Annotated in this window: 11 protein-coding genes; 6 read left to right on the top strand and 5 right to left on the bottom strand. The window is 64.8% G+C overall.

Going from position 1 to position 17,665, the window contains the following annotated elements; translation table 11 throughout:
- Positions 1-106: 106 nt before the first annotated feature.
- From AC1U89_RS09945 to AC1U89_RS09965, 5 genes are all read left to right on the top strand, one after another.
- Positions 107-1,585, top strand: a complete 1,479-nt coding sequence (locus AC1U89_RS09945) for an ATP-binding protein (protein WP_479899545.1) — start codon at positions 107-109, stop codon at positions 1,583-1,585.
- Positions 1,582-4,365 (top strand): Z1 domain-containing protein, encoded by a 2,784-nt coding sequence (locus AC1U89_RS09950; protein WP_479899546.1) that lies wholly within the window; start codon positions 1,582-1,584, stop codon positions 4,363-4,365. Before AC1U89_RS09945 ends, AC1U89_RS09950 begins: the two co-directional genes overlap by 4 nt.
- A gap of 86 nt (positions 4,366-4,451) precedes the next feature.
- The gene (locus AC1U89_RS09955) at positions 4,452-6,530 is read left to right on the top strand and encodes an AIPR family protein (RefSeq protein ID WP_479899547.1); all 2,079 of its coding nucleotides are present in this window, start codon (positions 4,452-4,454) and stop codon (positions 6,528-6,530) included.
- Positions 6,530-7,375 carry a hypothetical protein gene (locus AC1U89_RS09960; RefSeq protein WP_479899548.1) on the top strand — a complete coding sequence of 282 codons (846 nt, stop codon included), beginning with the start codon at positions 6,530-6,532 and terminating at the stop codon, positions 7,373-7,375. Before AC1U89_RS09955 ends, AC1U89_RS09960 begins: the two co-directional genes overlap by 1 nt.
- A complete protein-coding gene (locus AC1U89_RS09965) occupies positions 7,368-10,007 on the top strand; it encodes a hypothetical protein (RefSeq protein WP_479899549.1) in 2,640 nt (879 codons plus the stop codon). Before AC1U89_RS09960 ends, AC1U89_RS09965 begins: the two co-directional genes overlap by 8 nt.
- 220 nt (positions 10,008-10,227) lie before the next feature.
- Here AC1U89_RS09965 and AC1U89_RS09970 read toward each other — a convergent pair whose 3' ends face one another.
- Positions 10,228-10,542, bottom strand: coding sequence for a helix-turn-helix domain-containing protein (locus tag AC1U89_RS09970; protein ID WP_479899550.1), 315 nt, complete (start codon positions 10,540-10,542; stop codon positions 10,228-10,230).
- 1,523 nt (positions 10,543-12,065) lie between these two features.
- Between AC1U89_RS09970 and AC1U89_RS09975 the strand changes: the two genes are divergently transcribed.
- On the top strand, positions 12,066-13,283 hold the full coding sequence (locus AC1U89_RS09975; protein WP_479899551.1) for a tyrosine-type recombinase/integrase: 1,218 nt from the start codon (positions 12,066-12,068) through the stop codon (positions 13,281-13,283).
- 250 nt (positions 13,284-13,533) lie between these two features.
- On the opposite strand, the gene AC1U89_RS09980 is transcribed toward AC1U89_RS09975, so the two are convergent.
- The 4 genes from AC1U89_RS09980 to AC1U89_RS09995 are packed head-to-tail and all read right to left on the bottom strand — an operon-like array spanning position 13,534 to position 17,603.
- Positions 13,534-14,484, bottom strand: coding sequence for a helix-turn-helix domain-containing protein (locus AC1U89_RS09980; protein WP_029915806.1), 951 nt, complete (start codon positions 14,482-14,484; stop codon positions 13,534-13,536).
- A 10-nt stretch (positions 14,485-14,494) separates the two neighbouring features.
- Complete coding sequence (locus AC1U89_RS09985) at positions 14,495-15,571, bottom strand: acetamidase/formamidase family protein (protein ID WP_479899552.1); 1,077 nt, start codon at positions 15,569-15,571, stop codon at positions 14,495-14,497.
- Between the two features lie 17 nt (positions 15,572-15,588).
- Entirely contained in the window at positions 15,589-16,380 is a 792-nt protein-coding gene (gene ygiD, locus AC1U89_RS09990; RefSeq protein ID WP_479899553.1) for a 4,5-DOPA-extradiol-dioxygenase, read from the bottom strand.
- Entirely contained in the window at positions 16,377-17,603 is a 1,227-nt protein-coding gene (locus AC1U89_RS09995; RefSeq protein WP_479899554.1) for an aromatic ring-hydroxylating oxygenase subunit alpha, read from the bottom strand. The genes ygiD and AC1U89_RS09995 overlap by 4 nt, the downstream gene beginning before the upstream one ends.
- Between the last annotated feature and the right edge of the window lie 62 nt (positions 17,604-17,665).

Raw genomic sequence — 17,665 nt, forward strand, 5'->3', positions numbered from 1 at the left:
CTGGCTCTGCACCACGACGCAAAGCGGGTTGGGCAGAGCTTAGATCTTGCTTTGAGAAGAGCGGCTGAGCCCCGCGCCGCCTTGGGGAAATGGCGGGGGCGGCGACGTGGACAGTCTGGAAATTGCGCCCCATGCCGGCGCTCTGCTCAAGTCCCTACGGGGCTTTGGCTATTCGCCGGAAACCGCCCTGGCCGACCTGATCGACAACAGCCTGTCGGCCGGAGCCGACGAGATCCGGCTGAGCATCGACTGGAACGACGGCGATCCGCGCATCGCCGTGCGCGACGATGGCCGAGGGATGTCGTTCGAGGCGCTGCGCGATGGCATGCGCTTTGGCGGCGACGAGGATCGCGAACGCGACCCTGACGATCTGGGCCGGTTTGGCCTTGGCCTGAAGACCGCATCCCTGTCTCAGTGTCAGCGGCTGACCGTGGTGACCCGCCAGGCGGGGGTGACCAGCAGCATGTGCTGGGACGTCGCGAAGGTGCGCCAGACCCGCAGTTGGTGCGCCGAGATCGGCGTCACCCCGGCCGCGTTCGACCACGTCGCCGCGCCGGACGACGCCGACGGCACCCTGGTGGCCCTGGAGCGCATGGATGAGGTGGGCGGTCTCTACGGTCTGGATAAAGAAGGGTTCTTCGCCAAGATCCAAGATGTTCGCGCTCATTTTGGCATGGTCTTCCACCGTTTTCTCAATGGCGACGCCCGGCGGGTGGCGATTATCATCAACGATCGCCCGGTCGACGGCTGGGATCCGATGCTGCGCACCCACCCGGCCACCAGCCGGCTCGCCAGCGGCAAGGTCGGGGCCGGCGCTCAAGCCGTCGACGCAGCGCCTTACGTCCTGCCGCATCGTGACCGCTTCGCCAATGAGGCCGAATTCACTGCTGCAGGCGGGCCTGGTGGTTGGGCTGAACGCCAGGGCTTCTACATCTATCGCGCCAAGCGGCTGGTGGTCGCCGGCAGCTGGCTGGGCCTGGGCGGACATCGCGAGTGGACCAAGGACGAAAGCAGCCGTCTGGCCCGCATCGCCATCGACCTTCCCCAGACCGTGGATGCAGCCTGGCGCATCGACGTGCGCAAGGCCAGAGCCCGGCCGCCGGCGGCGTTGAAGAATCGGCTGTCGGCGATCGGCGGCCAATGTCGTGACAGGGCGCGCGAGGTTTTCGCCTGGCGCGGCGGGGCCATCCGCCAGAAGGGGCCTGCCCAGCCGGTGCTGCTTGTCTGGAACGAGGAACATCGCTCGGGCAAGCGTCGCTACCGCATCAACCGCGAGCATCCGATTATCGCCGAGCTGCTCGCCGCCGACACCGCCGTGCGCAAGCTGGCCCGCTCGGCCATCAGCCTGATCGAGCGCTCCGTACCCGTCGAGCGCATCTGGCTGGACCTGTCCGACAACGTCGAGGCCGCTGGCGGCCGCGAAGCGGTCGATGATCACCTAGTCGAGGATTTGGTTATCGCCGTCCGGTCGGCTGCGCCCGGGCTGCCCCCGGCCGAAGTCCTCGACGGACTGTTGCGCGCCATGCGGCTCGATGCGCCTGACTTGCGAAAAGCCGTGCTCGAAAAGCTCGGCGCGCCTGAATGAGCGCCGACGCGGTTCACACCCTGGTCAATATGGCCAGGCAGCTGCTGACGTCGACCGACGATCAGCCCGTCGATCGCACGGCCATCAGCGAGGCCATCGACTCGGTGAGCCCTATCGTCGCCCGGCGGACGGGTCAGGCTTTCAGTGAGGCTCAACTGGCTGAGGCCGTCAGGGTGCTGGAGACGGCATATGTCGTCCAGCAGGGTCAGGCGATCGCCGTGGTCGATCGCTCGCTGCCGGGCGAGTGGTATGTCGGCGATCGACGCCGGCCCGGGCCGTTCATGGCCCGCTATCTCCAGAAGCTGCAGGAGAATGACTGGCCTGTCCGCTCGGTCGACGAACTGCGCGACAGCACCGCCCGCGTCGTCGAGCTGCTCGATGATCCCCAGCGCCCAGGGCCCTGGAACTGGAAAGGCCTGGTCGTCGGCGACGTGCAGTCGGGCAAGACAGCCCACTATGCCGGGGTGATCAATCGTGCCGTCGATGCCGGTTATCGCGTCGTGATCGTTCTGGCGGGCATGCATAATGTGCTGCGCCTGCAGACCCAGATCCGGCTGGAGCTGGATTTCCTCGGCTACGACACCCGGCCCGAACAGCAGGATGCAGGCCGCATGAAGCCCGTCGGCGTGGGCCTGATCCCGCCAGCGCTTCCCGCCGGGGCGCTGACCCTGGCCTCACCGACGGGTGACTTCAACATCGCCTTCGCGCGCCAGGCTAACTTCGCGCCACTCGATCAGCCATGCCTGTTCGTGGTCAAGAAGAACGCCACGGTGCTGCGTAATCTCAACGGCTGGATCGGCAAGCTGCCCGAGGACTTTCGCAAGGCGCCGCTGCTGGTGATCGACGACGAAGCTGATCAGGCTTCGATCGACACCAAGGACCAGCCGACCCTGCCGGACGGCAGCTTCGACGAGGACTACGATCCCACCAAGATCAATGGGGAGATCCGCAAACTGCTGCGCGCCTTCAAGCGCTCGGCCTATGTCGCCTACACCGCCACCCCGTTCGCCAACATCCTCATCCACGACGATCGCGCCGCGGAGAAGTATGGCTCGGACCTCTTCCCCTCCACCTTCATCTTCGCCCTGACCCCGCCGGACGACTATTTCGGACCAACGGCAGTGTTCGGGACCAACGACGACGTCGACAGCTCGGCGCTGCCGCTGATCCGCCATGTCGACCAGACCGGGGACGGCTGGATCCCAGAGACCCACGATCGTTTCCTGCGCCCGCGTTATCACGGCGCCAGCGAGCCGCCGCCGTCGCTGAAGGAAGCGGTCCTGGCCTTCCTGCTGTCCTGCGCGATCCGCGCCGCCCGCGGCAAACCTTCGGCCCACTGCTCGATGCTGATCCACGTCTCGCGCTTCATCGATGTCCACGACCAGGTCCACGCCCAGGTCGAGCGATACCTGGATGACGTCCGGGCCCGCATCTCAGGCGGCGACAGTGAGGTTCTGGCCGAGCTGGAAACGCTCTGGCGCAATGATTTCGTGCCGACGACGGACGCCATCGCAGGCACGGTCTTCGATCGCGGGATCGTCCATGTCGACTGGCCAGCCATCCGGGCGGCGCTGTCGACCGCCGGAGACAAGATCCAAGTCATCGTCGCCAACGGCCGTTCCAAGTCGACGCTCGACTACGATCGTTACGTCGAGACCGGTCTGTCGGTGATCGCCATCGGCGGCGACAAACTCTCCCGCGGCCTGACCCTGGAAGGCCTGACCGTCAGCTACTTCCTGCGCATTTCCAAGCAGTACGACAGCCTGCTGCAGATGGGCCGCTGGTTCGGCTATCGCCGCGGCTTCGCCGACGTCTGTCGCCTCTACACCACCCCGGACATGGAAGACTGGTTCCGGCACGTGGCCACGGCCAGCAAGGAGCTGCGCGCCGAGCTGGTCCACATGCGGCTGATGCGCGACACGCCCAAGGACTATGGCCTGCGTGTCGAGGCCCACAGCGTTATGAACGTCACCGCCGCCAACAAGCAGCGCCACGCCGTCGAGCGTCAGGCGGGGTTTGGCGGCGAGGGCAAGATTCAGACGGTCATGTACACCGACCGCGAGCCGCTGGAAGAGAACGCCGCGGCGACGGAAGTCTTCTTGGAGACGCTGGCGCCGCCGCAGCGCGACGGTCCGCGGCCGGCGGGCACGGGCACGGCCACGGGCCTGATCTGGCGCGACGTGTCAGGCGAGCGCGTGGCGGCTTATCTGCGGACGCTGAATTTTCCGCCCGGTAACAGGGAGATCGAGGCCGCGCGCCTGGCCGGTTACATTGAGGACCAGCTGCGCCAGAACCCGGCGGAGCTGACGACTTGGACGGTGTTCGTACCGACCGGCGAAGGGCGCGACGTGACGCTAGCCGGGCATGATCTTCGCAGCACCGTGCGCCAGCCTGTGGCCGAACGACAAGCCGCCGACCGCTATATCGTCCGCTCGATCCTCAACCCGCCGGACGAAGCCGTTGACCTGACCGACGCGCAATATCTGCAGGCCCTGGCCGAGACTAATGCCGTTCGGGCTGCCACGGGCCAGGAGCCCGCGGTGCGTCCGGCCGGGCCGGACATTCGGCGCATCCGGCCCGGCCGGAACGGGTTGCTGATCATCTACCCGCTCGATCCCAACAAGCCCGATAAACCCGGCAAGCCCGACACAGTCAGGACCAACGTCAGCACCAAGGAAGCGGTGATCGGCGTCGTCGTCAGCTTCCCCGACAGCAACACGGCCAGCCGCCGTGTCTATGTCGAAAACACCGTGCTCCAGAAGGAGCACAAACGTCGATGACCAACGCGACAGGCCTTGCTCATCTTCGAGCGCTCGGCCGGCTATGGCCGGAAATCCGGGCCGCCTTCCGCCCGCGGAGGACTTGAGTGGACGATCCCTTGCACGCCTACGCGGAAGCTTTCGCCGCCGATGTCGAGGAGGCCGTCGCCAGCCCTGACGCCCCGACGCTGTTTTCCGGAGAAATGTTCACCAAGCTGGTGCTGGAGCGGCTGGAGGACTCCGAACGCCTGGAGCAGGCTTTCGATCTCTATCAGGAAGGCCATACCGGCCGGGCCGCCTATCGCATCGACGGCTACGCCATCGATGAGGAGCGTGGCGCGCTGGAGCTCTTCACCACCATCCATACCGGTCAGACGCCGCCGACCCGGCTGCCGACGGCCGACATCCGCACCGCCTTCGACCGCGCGCTGCGCTTCGCCCGCGCCTCCATGGAGGGCTTGGCTGACAAGCTCGAGCCGTCCAATACCGACGCCAGCGACCTGGCCAGGCGGATCGAAAAGGAAGCCGACCAGATCAGCATTATCCGGCTGACGCTGCTAACCGATCAGCTGACGGGGTCCTCGCTGCCTGCGGACAGCGAATGGAACGGCCGAGCGATCCAGCACGACGCCTTCGACATGACCCGCCTGCACCGTGTCCTAGGCGAGGGCGAAACGCGATCGGACATCGCCGTCGATCTGAAGCAGATGTCGGGCGCGTCGCTGGCCTGCCTGCCCGTCCGACCCGACGCCGGCGGCTATGAGGCCTATCTGACCGTCCTGCCCGGCGAGCTGCTGTCGCGGATTTACCAGACATACGGCGTTCGCCTGCTCGAGCTCAATGTTCGCGCCTTCCTGGGCATCCAGGGTCGCAAGAGCGTCAACGCCGAGCTTCGCCGCACCATCGCCGAGGAGCCCTCGCGCTTCCTGGCCTATAACAACGGCATCGTCGCCACGGTCGATGCGATCGACTTTGAAACCGACGCGGCCGGCCGCCAGCTGATCAGCGGGCTGCGCGGTCTGCAGATCGTCAACGGCGGGCAGACGACGGCGTCGCTGCACAGGGCTCGCTTCAAGGATCGGCTGCCGCTCGACGGGGTCGAGGTTCCGGTCAAGATCATTCGCGTGACCAGTGGCGACCTCAGCGAGATGGTCGGCGCGGTCTCGCGCGCGGCCAATCGCCAGAACACCGTCCAGCAGGCCGATTTTTCGGCCAACGATCCCTTCCATCAGGCGGTCGAGACCCTGGCCAACAACTGCTGGCTGGAGAACGGCCGCGGACGGTGGTTCTACGAACGCGCCCGCGGCTCCTATCTGGCCGCCGAGCAGAAGGCGTCCTACCGGTCGAAGGACGACCAGGCCTTCAAGGTCCAGACCCCCAAGTCGCGGCGCCTGAGCAAGCTCGATCTGGCGCGCTACCTCAACGCCTGGAACGGTCAGCCCTACAGGGTCTGCATGGGCGGCCAGAAGAACTTCCAGCATTTCATGCAGCGCCTGAAGGAGCATCCGCAGGCGGCGCCCGACGAGGCCTGGTTCCGACGCCTGGTCGCCACCGCCCTGCTCTATCGCACAGCCGAACGCATCGTGCGTCAGACGGGCTTTCCGGCCTTCCGCTCGCAGATCGTCGCCTACCTTGTGGCGGGTCTGTCGCAGCGCACCGGCGGGGCGTTCGACTTCGAAGGCGTCTGGCGCCGCCAGGCCTTGTCCACCGAGCTGGAGGATCTGCTGCGCGCCTGGGCCGGTGCGGTCGACGCCGCGCTGCGCTCGACCGCCGGTCAGCGCAATCCCGGCGAATGGTTCAAGCGCGAAGAGTGCTGGGTGGCGGTCAGGGAGCAGTTCCCGCCGCTGCTTGATCCCCTGCCCCCGGAACTGGCCAACGCCAGCGCCTCCACCGCGCCGGGCAAAAGCGACAAGGCCGGCGCGCTGGCGGGAGAGGATTTCGACCGCATCCGCCAGGTCATGGAGATCGACAGCGAAACCTGGCTGCGCGCCGCCGAGCTTGGTCAGCAGGCCGGAGTCCTGAACTGGCGGATGGCCGGCATCCTGCGCACCCTGGCTGGTTACGCCATCGGCGGCTGGGAAAAGCGTCCATCGGTCAAGCAGGCCAGATACGGGCTTGAGGCTCTACAAACGGCGCGGGCGAGCGGCGTTCTAGACGCGGCCAATCGCGAAGCGAGGCCCGTCTGATGGCCGGGCCGAAGAAACCGCGCACCTGGGCCGGTGGCATGCCGCGGCGTGACGGGGTCAACTACGACCGCCAGCTGATCGGCCATACCAGGCCCGATGGCCTGCCTGAGAGCCTGCCGCTGGTGCATATGACCGCGGCCTGGTCGGCCAACGAGGTCGTTCGGACCGGGAAGTTCGTCACGCGCCGGTGTGACGTTTTCGACGTCGAGCTGCTCTATTTTTTCGTCCTTCGGCCGGCCTACCGAAGCCGGTTCGGAGGCGAGGAATCTCATCAGATATCGCGGTTCCCCGTCGCCTTCATCGTCAGGCCCGAGGCGGTTCCAGCGCCGCGCCATGTCTATCCCTTCGACACCGGTGGCGGTGCCAAGGGCGCGTTCACCTCGAAAGCCGACAAGTATGTGCCTCTGGAAGACTACGGGTTAGAGCCGAACCATCTGGCCGCGGTCGGTCACATCGGCTGGGCCTTCGGCGCCCTGGAGGCCTACTTTGAGGGGCGTTTGCGGGAAGACATCAACACCGACATTCCGCCCTTCGAGAGCGTGACCAGCGGATTTGTCGACGTCGCCCGCATGGGTGTCGAACTCAGCAACGACCATGACACGCGCGCCTCGACGATCGAACTGGCGGCGGCACACAATGTCGACCTAGTCGGCAATGTGGAGCTGGTCATCCTTCCCAAACAATATTTGGAAGGCAACGATCCACTGGTCGCGGCGATCGAGAAGATCGGCGCGGAGATCGAACTCTATGACTGGCAGCCCAATCGCGCCCCGGATGAATTCCAGAAAGACATCCGCGCAATCTGTCGTGAGTGGTATCGCGGCAAGGGTCTCCTCAATGACTGAGATGATCGATGGCCCGCTCTACCTCGCTGGTTATGTGAAGCTTGCCGAAAGCGGCTTTGCGTTGCCGGCCTGGGGCGCAGGCCCGGGTGCCAACGCTTGGTACTGTGCCGTGCCGACTGTCGAAGGCGATCACAGCGGCGCAATCGCCGGCTTTGCGGTGCTTGAGGACGAGCCGGTCACACGACTCGCCGGCCCTGCCCTGTCTGCGGGGCTGGGATCGGCCTGGCAGGACGTATTTCTGTGGAACAGCGAAGCCTTCGCTGGGACGCCGCGTGAGATCCTGGCCGCGCTAGCAGCGTATGCGGCCGATATTCAGCGCGTGGCGCCGCTTTCATGGCTCGATCTGTCGCTGGCCGCCGACGCGCCGGATACAGCCGCTCTCGCGGAACGGGCGCGGGCATTCCTCACGCAGCGTTTGGCCAGCGGACGGGATGCGCGAGCCTTCTGCAATCTTGTGCTTCGACCGGGCGTCTTGGTGGTTGTGCGGCGCCTTCAGAACCGCAACCGCGGCGCAGGCGAGGCCACAGCACTCTGCGCCAACATCACCGCGCGTGAGGTCGGAGCCGGGCTTTTCGAAGTGTCGATGCCGCCCGGGATCGCTCAAGCCCTGGGTGGTCAGGCCGTCGCCGACAGGCTCGATGCAGCTGTCGCCATTTTTGCCGAACGGCTCGGCGTGTCGGTTCGCGTCCGCTATGAAACTGGCGAGACGCGGCGGGCCGAGCCGATCAGCTTTACCCCGACAGTCGCCGGACCAGAGCCCTTCCTGGCCGTCGGACCAAGTCCTGACGAGGCCGATGTCCCGAGCATCACTGTTATTGCGCCCGACCGGCGGGCCGGACAGATCGCCCGCTATCTCAACAGTGCGTCTACTGGGGTCGGGTCAGCGCTCGGCCGTAAGGCTGATCTGAGGCCCCTCGTCGAACCGCGTATCCATGTGGCCGATCGTCTGTCGCCGACAGAGATGTTCGCGGCGAGCCAGGTGGTCGTTTGCCTGGTCACCAACGAGATGCTGAACGACGCCGGCTTTGTCGACCAATTGATGTCGATTGCCGAAGAGATCGGCCGCGGTCGGCCTTTTCTGTTCGCGCCGATCCCACCCGCGGACGGGCCCTCAAACCTATTCGACGGGACGGCGGACAAGCTTCTTGCGCGCTGCCATGGGATTATCGACACGACGCTGGCTCGCTCCCCCTACTGGTCGGGATCCTCGCGACGCTCCGTCGATCGGCGCATGGCCGATATCATCGCCACCACCAGCGCGGCGGCCGCAGGAGAAACAGGCCTACACAGGCAGCTTCTGGTCATGCCGGAGACGGGACCTAGGATTTTATCGACTTTTTTTGACCGCGCGACCGATCGCGATCTCGCCACGATCTCGGAACTTGCCGGAGCGTCATCGAGTGAGGAGGACGCTCGCTTCGTCATCCGCGTTCGCGATCTTATGGACGATAAGGCCCACACGGCGATCGTCGTTCTGCGCGACGCCAGACCAGATTTCCAGCGTCTGGCCGCGGCTGCGGTGATGGCGGCGTCCGGATCGGGGCTGGCAGCGGTGCAGCACACCAGCGTGCCCGATGCAGTTCGAGAGGTTATTGCGGGACCCACCGAGGCGTTTTTTGCCAGAGGCGACCATCGTCTAGTAGTCACCGCCGAGACGCCCGATCTGACGGCGTTGCGCGTTGGCCAACAAAGCGGCACTCAGGTTGTTCGCTATACTGATCGAGACGCACTTCGTGCCCTCTTCAACGGCGAGGCTCCTTTTAGTCTGCCCTCTGAAATCCGACTGCCGTCGCTGCGTCGACAAGCACGGAACCGCGGGCTTGTGACACGTGGTGTTGACGCCCGTGACATTGTCCGCCTGTCGCCGTCCCATTGGGAAGACCTGCTGGCGACCTCCGGCGGATCCGTCTTGGAGAACCAAGTGCGGCGCTATCGGCCCACCTTGCGTGTCGCCGCAAACGCGGTGGTTGCGCTTCCCGCGCCGGCTGTAATCGACGCGGCGAACGCCGGTGACCGCGTAGCGCAGCACCTTGCCGAAGATATGCGTCGGCACGACAGTCGCAGCGCCGGCGGTGGAAAACGGATCAGCGATCTGGCGGCCGCCTGGTCGAGGCCGTCCGGAGATGGTCGGCGCTGGGTCCTTGAGGATGGCCAGGTGCCTGTGGAGATCGCATCTCTGTCGATCGACGAAGTGCCGGCCCAGCGCCTGTTCCTGATCGATGGCGATGCAGCTGTACCGACCCTGTTGCTCTCACGCCTGTTTGCGGTTTGGGCGCGCGCTCTTCTCCCAAGCTCGACCAGTTGGTCCTCGCGCTTCCAAGTCGGACAGACCTTCGAGGCCTTCCCCCTGACCCTGAGTTTCGTAGTAACGCCCGCTCACGACAAAAGCCCACCGCAACTGCGGTTCTCCCGACAGTCAGACGCCTTCCCCGAACTGATGACACTGCTCGGCCTTAGCTCAACCAGCTCAAAGCCCACACTGGACGATCTTAAGGATGTCGAAAAGCGCCTGCGTGACCCTTTGGTGATGCGCGAGGTTGACGCTATTCTGCTGGCGGACGTGGGACTCAGGCCAGATGCCGACGAGTTCGACATACTCGAGCGCCTAATCGATCAGAATCGCTCGCGTTAATAGTGCAACCTACTTGCAGCCGCTGAACCGCCGATCCGAAACGAAAGTTTTGAGCACGCTGGGGAGTTCCGCAGGCCGTCGGCGCGGTCGCTAGTCAGGCCTGCAGGCCGACCTTCCCAAGGTCAGCAACGAGTCAAACTTCCCCAGGGCTCGAACAGCAACCGGTCGGGCTTTGGATCGCCTAGTAATCTCCTCGTTCCAATCCGAGAAAACCAAATCATCAAGATGCGGGTTTGGACCGTCTACGCTGCAACGGTTCCTGATCCACCGAGCGTAGCCGCACGCCAGCACCCAAACTATCGGCTGGGATAAATACAACTCCTAGCTCGTCGAGCGTCGAGACCAAAAGCTTCGCATTGGCCAGCGTGATAGGTGCTATTCCGTTGGTTGCTTCCGCCTTGCGAACGGTGTTGAGCGCGAGCCCGGTTCGCTCGGAAAGCTCCAGAACCGACATATTCAACAGGCCCCGGGCTGCTCGCAACTGCGCGCCCGTCACAACAAGGCCGGCCCCATCGTTGATAGTCTTATTTATCATAGTTGAACTTTAACACCATGATTAACATATGAAGCTCCTGCTAACGAGCACGGAGCTTCGCGATGACCTACCGTACCTCCTGTCCCCCAATCTGTCCGATCCATGGAAAGCCGAAAAACCGCCGGCGCTGCGCTACCTGTAACGCGGCGTATATGCGGGGATACTTGCGCCAGCGCCGGCTATTCGCGCCAGGCTTGGAACTTTGGGAGCGCGCACGCCGTCGAGCGCGTCGCCTTGATGTACCCTTTGCGCTCAAGCGTGAGGCAATCGTGATTCCGAAGCGCTGCCCAGTGCTTGGAATCCCGCTGATAAGTGGAGGGCGCCGATCGCAAAACTCCCCATCGCTCGATCGCATTCGACCTGCCTGCGGATACATTGCGGGGAATATCAGGGTCGTCAGCGATAGAGCTAATAGGATCAAGGGCGCGCACTCCCTGGCAAAGCTGACTGAGCTCTCCCGGTCAGGGCCTGCCCGCCTCAGAGATGACTATACGAAAACCGCTGCCTACGTTGATCGAGAGGCACTTTTAGCGGAGGTCTGGATCAAAGCGTCCCTGCCAGGCCGCGTGGGCGAAGAATGGACCAAAATCGCAAACTTCCTAGATCAGGCATTTCGCCACGGTCTGCCGACGGACGGCTGATAACAAAAGGCGATCATCCGGGTCGCACAGACGACAATGGTGGACGGCCGCGAAGGCCAGGTGGACTCGATACCTGGCCTTCAGATCGTGAGCATCCCCGATAGATCGGCGCCAAATCACGTCCCATTTTGGGAAAACGCGATCCACAATTAGAGCAGGTCCCATTTTCGCTCACGGGTTCGGAATTCCCTTCGCCAGTATTACTGGCACTCCCTGGTCGCCCAACTACGAAGCAGAACGATCGCCAGGAATACTGGCAATCATTTCTCCATGTATAGTTGGCCCAAACCTCGCAAACGCCCTCCCATGTCGGAATGTTTCCGGCGTTAGGAGATAGATTTATGCGACAGACACCGACCTTTTACTTCTATTACAGACCATACAAGGCACAAACAACGCCGCCAGATTTTCAGAATTATTCCGGCAGCGGAGACTTGTTGATTGGAGCATCGGCAATCGCTCGCTTCGTACTCGGTGACGAGGGTCAACGGCGGCGCATCTACTACTGGGTGGACCGAGGCTATATCCCAGTAACACGTGTCGGCACCTCGCTGAGCGCTCGCCGTTCGACGCTTTTGGCCTGGCTCGCGGGTAACAAACCTACTGATCGGCAAACCCTCGCGCGCCCCGCCAAGGGAGGCGGACAATGAATTGCCTAATCCAACAACGCGAGTGGACGTTGCCCGGCGGGGAATCTTGGGTTGCCTGGGTGGTGACCTGGCGGCTTCCGACCAAGGACCAAGAGCGCGCGATCTTCGCCTCTTACCGAGAGGCCGAAGCTGTCTTCAGCGCGATCGAAAACTGCCGGACGGCATCAGAGACCGAACGTCTCTTCGCGTCTGACGGCGACAACTCTCAAGCGTCGCATGAGGGAGCATTTCAATGAAAATCACAAAATGCACCCGCAGAGATCGGCAGACAGGCGACGATCTGCCGGCATGGCGCGTKGATTGGACCGATCAAACCGGAACGAGACACCGCGACAAGTTTCCGACGCGCAGGGCGGCTGACGCCCATCGGGTGGAAGTCGAGGCTCGTTTACGGGCTGGCACCTATCGCGGTGAGGCGGCGAAAAAGACCGTGGGCCAACTTTGTGAAGCCTATGAGCAAAACTGCCGTGATMGAAATGCGGCTGGCGAACGAATGACCCATTCCACACTCCTCGGGTACATCAGCCACCTGCGAAACTACATCGTCGGCCCGGGAAATGTGGGCTTCACGGGAGGCATCAGCGAACTCAAGCTAGCCGCCCTCTCTCCGCGCCAAATGGGTGATCTACGTGATCGCCTGCGTCAGTTTGGCGTGTCCGTGCCGACGACACGCGCTATTTTCCGAACGCTGCACGCCATGTTTGAGTATGGTCGAAGCCAAGACCTAATCGGCACCAATCCGGTGACCGGTATCAGAGTGATCGGCCGAAGAGACGAAGGCTCACGAAAAGTGGTCGCTCCATCGACCGCATCCGTGAACGCGGCGATCGACGTCTCTGAGGGGATGCTTCGCCTCATGCTGCGGTTCTCCATCGTCACGGGCTGCCGCGTCGGCGAGATGCGGGCGCTGCGGTGGAAGCATGTCGATCTCGTCGCAGGTCAGGTGCGGATCGAAACTAGAGTCGATGCATGGGGAAACGAAGATGGCCAAGGCACCAAATCGTTGGCTGGAAACCGAACAATTCCGATCGGAAAGAAAATGATTTCCGAATTGGTTAGCTTTCACAAGCGCACCAAGTTCTATCGAGAAGACGACCTCATATTTACGCTCCGAGGAAAATACATAAACTATCAGTTCCTATCCATTCACCTAAAACGGTGCTTCAAAAGCATCGAGGACCGATGCGTAAAAGAGCCCCGAAACCGAACCCCACCGCCAAGCTTCACCTGGCACGCACTTCGACACTACGCAATCTCCAGCTGGATTGACGCGGGCTTGGCGCCGAAGGTGATTCAGACGTTTGCTGGCCATTCGTCTCTGGCGGTGACGATGGATCGCTACGGCCACATGTTCCCGTCCGAAACGCACCGGGAAGCGATGGATCAGATCGCCCGCAGCCTCTCCTTCGATGAAGATAGGGAGGATGACGAGGAGGAGGAAGAGACCTAATCGAGCCCGTTGGCACACCAAGGGCACACGAACAGTAAAGGCGGCTGAACGGCGTTGAATTCAAAGCGCTTTTCAGCCGCCCTGAACTGACTCTTAATCAGCGGGTCGTAGGTTCGAATCCTACTGCGCCCACCATTCTTTCTCCTACAAGTTAAAGAACGCGAAGAGTATTTCCCCTCCCGGGGGAAGGAAACTCTGTTGTTCGGATCGCTGAAGGGACGGCCTCAGGCTCGTCCGCGAGCCCGCTCGACTAGGCCGCGGCGCGCTGGCGGAACTCGCGCGGCGAGACGCCGTACTGGTCGCGGAACGCCCGGCTGAAGTGGGCCGAGCCGTTGAACCCCCAGCGGAAGCAGATCTCCGAAATCGACAGCCGCGCGTGCTGCGGACTGGCCAGGTCGGTGCGGCAGCGCTCCAGCCGGCGCGTGCGCAGATAGTGGCTGAAGGTCTCGTCGGCGCTGGCGAACAGTTTCTGGACGTAGCGCGGCGAGACCCCCTCCTCGTCCGCCACCCGGCGCAGCGACAGGTCCGGATCGGGCAGCAGGGTCTCGATGGTCTGGCACAGGCGCTGGAGGTGGGCGGTGGGCGCGGCCGCCCCCACGCCCAGCACGTCGGCCGCCGCCCCGCCCTCGGCCAGGCAGATGGCCAGGAACTCGGTAAGGGCCAATTCAACAGGGCGAAGTTGGTCGACCGTCAGGTCCTCCAGCCCGTCGGCCGTGGCCCGCAGCAGGCCGGACAGGATGTGGGCCACGCCGGTGGCCGCCTGCAGCCGCCCGACCCGCAGGCTGACGGGGGTGATCAGCCGATGGTCCAGGGCCACGCGGGGCGCCCGGACGAACATCAGCCGGCAGCGGGTCTCCAGCCGCAGGGCGGCGGCCTGGCCGGTGGGGCCGTAGGCGATGTCGCCGGGCTCCAGCGCCTCGGCCAGGTCGTCGGTGACCAGGGTCCCCTCGCCGTTCAGCAGCACCGCCAGCCAGACGGCCGCGGGCTGGCCCGAGAGGCGCCCGGAGATCGCCTGGGCCCCGGCCTCGACCAGGGCGAACTCGATGCCCAGGGGCGAGGTCAGGCACACCACCGAGGCGCTGGCCGGTTCGGCGTCGGGCAGTCCCTCGATCGGCAGGCCCAGCCGGCTCATCGCCTCGCGCCAGGCCTGCGCGCGTTCGGCGCGGGGGTGGCTGTCGGTGCTGAACGACCAGGCCTTCATCGGGGGGCTCCTAACCTTTCATCCTGGGGAAGATGTCGCGCGGGATGCGCACGTGGCAGCCCTGCTTGCCGTCGACCACCTGGGTGACCCCGAAGTCCGAAGCCACGCTCATCAGCGAATAGGCGTCGTTCTTCGACAGGCCGACGTGGTCGCTGAGCAGGGTCAGCATGTTCAGCGACGCGTCCTTCATGGCCACGTCCAGGCTCTCGTCGAAGCCGTGGACGATCCACCATTTCGGTGTCTCCAGCAGCGGCCCCGGCGAGACGAAGTCCTTGCGCAGGACGATCTGCATCAGGACGTTCAGCGAGCTCTCGATGGCCGTGCCCGAGATCTCGCCGTCGCCCTGGCTGACGTGCGGGTCGCCGATCGAGAACAGCCCGCCCTCGACCTGGACGGGGTAGTACATCGTCGCCCMCGCCCCGATCCGCCAGTTGTCGATATTGCCGCCGTGGGCGCCGGGCGGAATGGTGCTGACCCGGCCGTCGACGGCCGGCGCCACGCCCGCCGTGCCCAGGTGCGGACGGGCCGCCACCCGCACCCCGCCCAGGGCCGGCTGGCGGTCGCACTCGGGGCAATTGGTGATCGTGCCGGGGATCAGGTACTTGCCTTCGAAGTCGTAGGCGTAGAGGGCGCTGGCGGTGTTGGTGTTCTGATCCAGCTCGTAGATCGTCACCCGCTCCTTCTCGCCGAACTCCTTGTAGAGATAGCCCCAGTTGGCGGCGAGGTTGGAGCCGTAGTTGTTGCGCGGGACMATGCGCAGATAGCGCACCTCCAGCACGTCGCCCGGCTTGGCGTCCTCGACGAAGATCGGTCCGGTCATGATGTGGACGCCGGGATTGCGGTCGTCCTCGGGGATCTCGGTGAAGATGCGGGTGACCGCCTCGTCCATCATCAGGTCGGGGGCGTCGCCGGCGTGGTGGGTGATCGCCTCGGCGCTGACCAGGTCGCCGGACTTGATGCGGAGGGCCGGCTTGATCGAGGGATCGAAATAGCCCCAGTGCACGGTGGCCGGCGTGGCCTTCAGGGTGTGCAGGGCGCCGGGCAGGACGTCCGGGCGGGTCTGGCCGGGTTCGCAGATGAAGGGCATCTCAGGGTCTCTCGGGTTCAGGCCGCCGGCGCGAGCGTGACGGACGTCATGCTCAGCGAGCCGTGCTCGATGTGGTCGGGGGCGAAGCGGACGACGTCGCCGGGCAGGCGCGCGCCCAGCACGTACAGCAGCGGCCAGAAATGGTCGGGCGTCGGGACCGACTGGCTGGCGTCGTCGCCGCGCGAGGCGAAGTCGACCACCCGCTGGGGCGCGTCGTCGACGATGGCCTGCTTGATGTAGTCGTTGAACCGCAGCGACCAGTCGTAGGGCGCGCAATGGCGCTCGCCCCAGTTCATGGCCGGCAGGTTGTGGACGATGTTGCCGGTGCCGACGATCAGCACGCCCTCGTCGCGCAGGGGGGCCAGGCGCTGGGCCAGCTCAAAGTGCCATTCCGGCGGCTTGGTCGCGTCCATGCTGAGCTGGACCACCGGCACGTCGGCGTCCGGATAGGCCTTGCACAGCACCGACCAGGTCCCGTGGTCCAGGCCCCAGGCCTGCTGGTCCAGCACCACCGGCTGCGGCGCCAGCAGGTCGCGCACCCGCGCCGCCAGTTCGGGCGAGCCGGGCGCGGGGTACTGGACGTCGAACAGCGCCTGCGGGAACGAGGCCCCGAAGTCGTGGATGGTGCGCGGGGCGGTCATGGCGGTGACGCCGACGCCCTTGGTCAGCCAGTGGGCCGAGACGCACAGGATGGCCTTGGGCTTGCCGAACGCCTCGCCCATCGCCTTCCAGGTCTGGGTGGTGTCGTTGGTCTCCAGGGCGATCATTGGGCTGCCGTGACCGAAGAAGGCGACAGGCCGGCGGCTCATGCGGCGACCTCCGCTTTCGAACCCTTCAGCGCCGCCCCCTCTTTCATCTTCGCCCAGGCCTTCTGGTAGCGGGGCGTGAGCCAGCGGTTGAACTGCACCTGCGCCCCCTCCTGCCAGGAATAGCGGCCGCGCACCGCGAACCGCGAGCGCAGCCCCACCTGGACCAGTTCGTCGACGTGCATGTCCTGGGCGATGATCTTGCCCGCCGAGGTCATGATCATCTCCAGCCGCTCCTCGAAGCCGTTCACCTCGGTGGCCCCGGGCGCGACCAGAAGACCGGTGTCCTGCTCCATGGTCTCGGGACCCGTGGGCCGCAGGATCAGGTAGATGACCATGTCGCTGGTCATCACCAGCGACAGGGTCGGCGGGATGTTGGCGAAGGTGGCGCGGTTGCGGTCCTGCTCGCTCAGCTTCGGGAAGACCGGCAGCACGGCCTTCTGGGTGGGGTTGAAGCTGACGTCCGGATGGGTGGTGCCGTTGAACCGCAGGAAACCGGCGTCGTCCGCGCCCGCCTCGGGGAAGCTGCACAGCTCGCTGGGGATGAAGTCGTGCAGCGGGCCGCGATGCAGCTTGTTGGCGTGGTAGCCGTCGTTGTTGTTCTCGAACATCACCTTCCAGTTCCAGGCGAACTGGCCGGTCATCGGCGGCGTCAGGCCCTCGGCGTTGGCGAGGTCATAGTTGGCGACGGCGTCCTCGACCGCCTTCAGGCGCGGGGCCAGGGGCGGCGCGTCGGCGTCGAAATTGATGAAGATGAAGCCCAGCCAGATCTCGACCTTGAAGGTCGGCAGCTTGACCGCCTTCTTGTCGAAGTCGCAGGCCCGCTCCATGGCCGGGGCGTTCACCAGGTCGCCGTTCAGCGAATAGACCCAGTGGTGGTAGGGGCAGACGAAGCCGCGGGTGTTGCCCCGGCCCTCGGCCACCAGCATGGCCCGGTGCTGGCACACCGCCGACATCGCCTTGATCTCGTTGGAGCGGTTGCGGGTGACGATGATCGGCTCGCCGATGATCGTGGTGGTGAAGTAGTCGCCCTGCTCCTTCACCCAGTCCACGCGGCCCACGCACAGCCATTCGTGGTTGAACAGCGCCTCCTTCTCGAAGTCGTAGAAGGCCGCGTCGGTGTAGCAGGCGGGCGGCAGGGTCTCGGCCGCGTCGACGTCGCGCATCGAGCGCGACAGGCCGTCGAAGAAGGCGTCATCGAGATGGGGTGCGGGCGAGAGGCCCATGGCGGCTGCGCTCCTTCGCAAGATCGATACGAAGGCTAGGCGGGGCGCGCCCACCGGTCTTG

Source organism: Caulobacter sp. 05T431, from assembly GCF_056665975.1.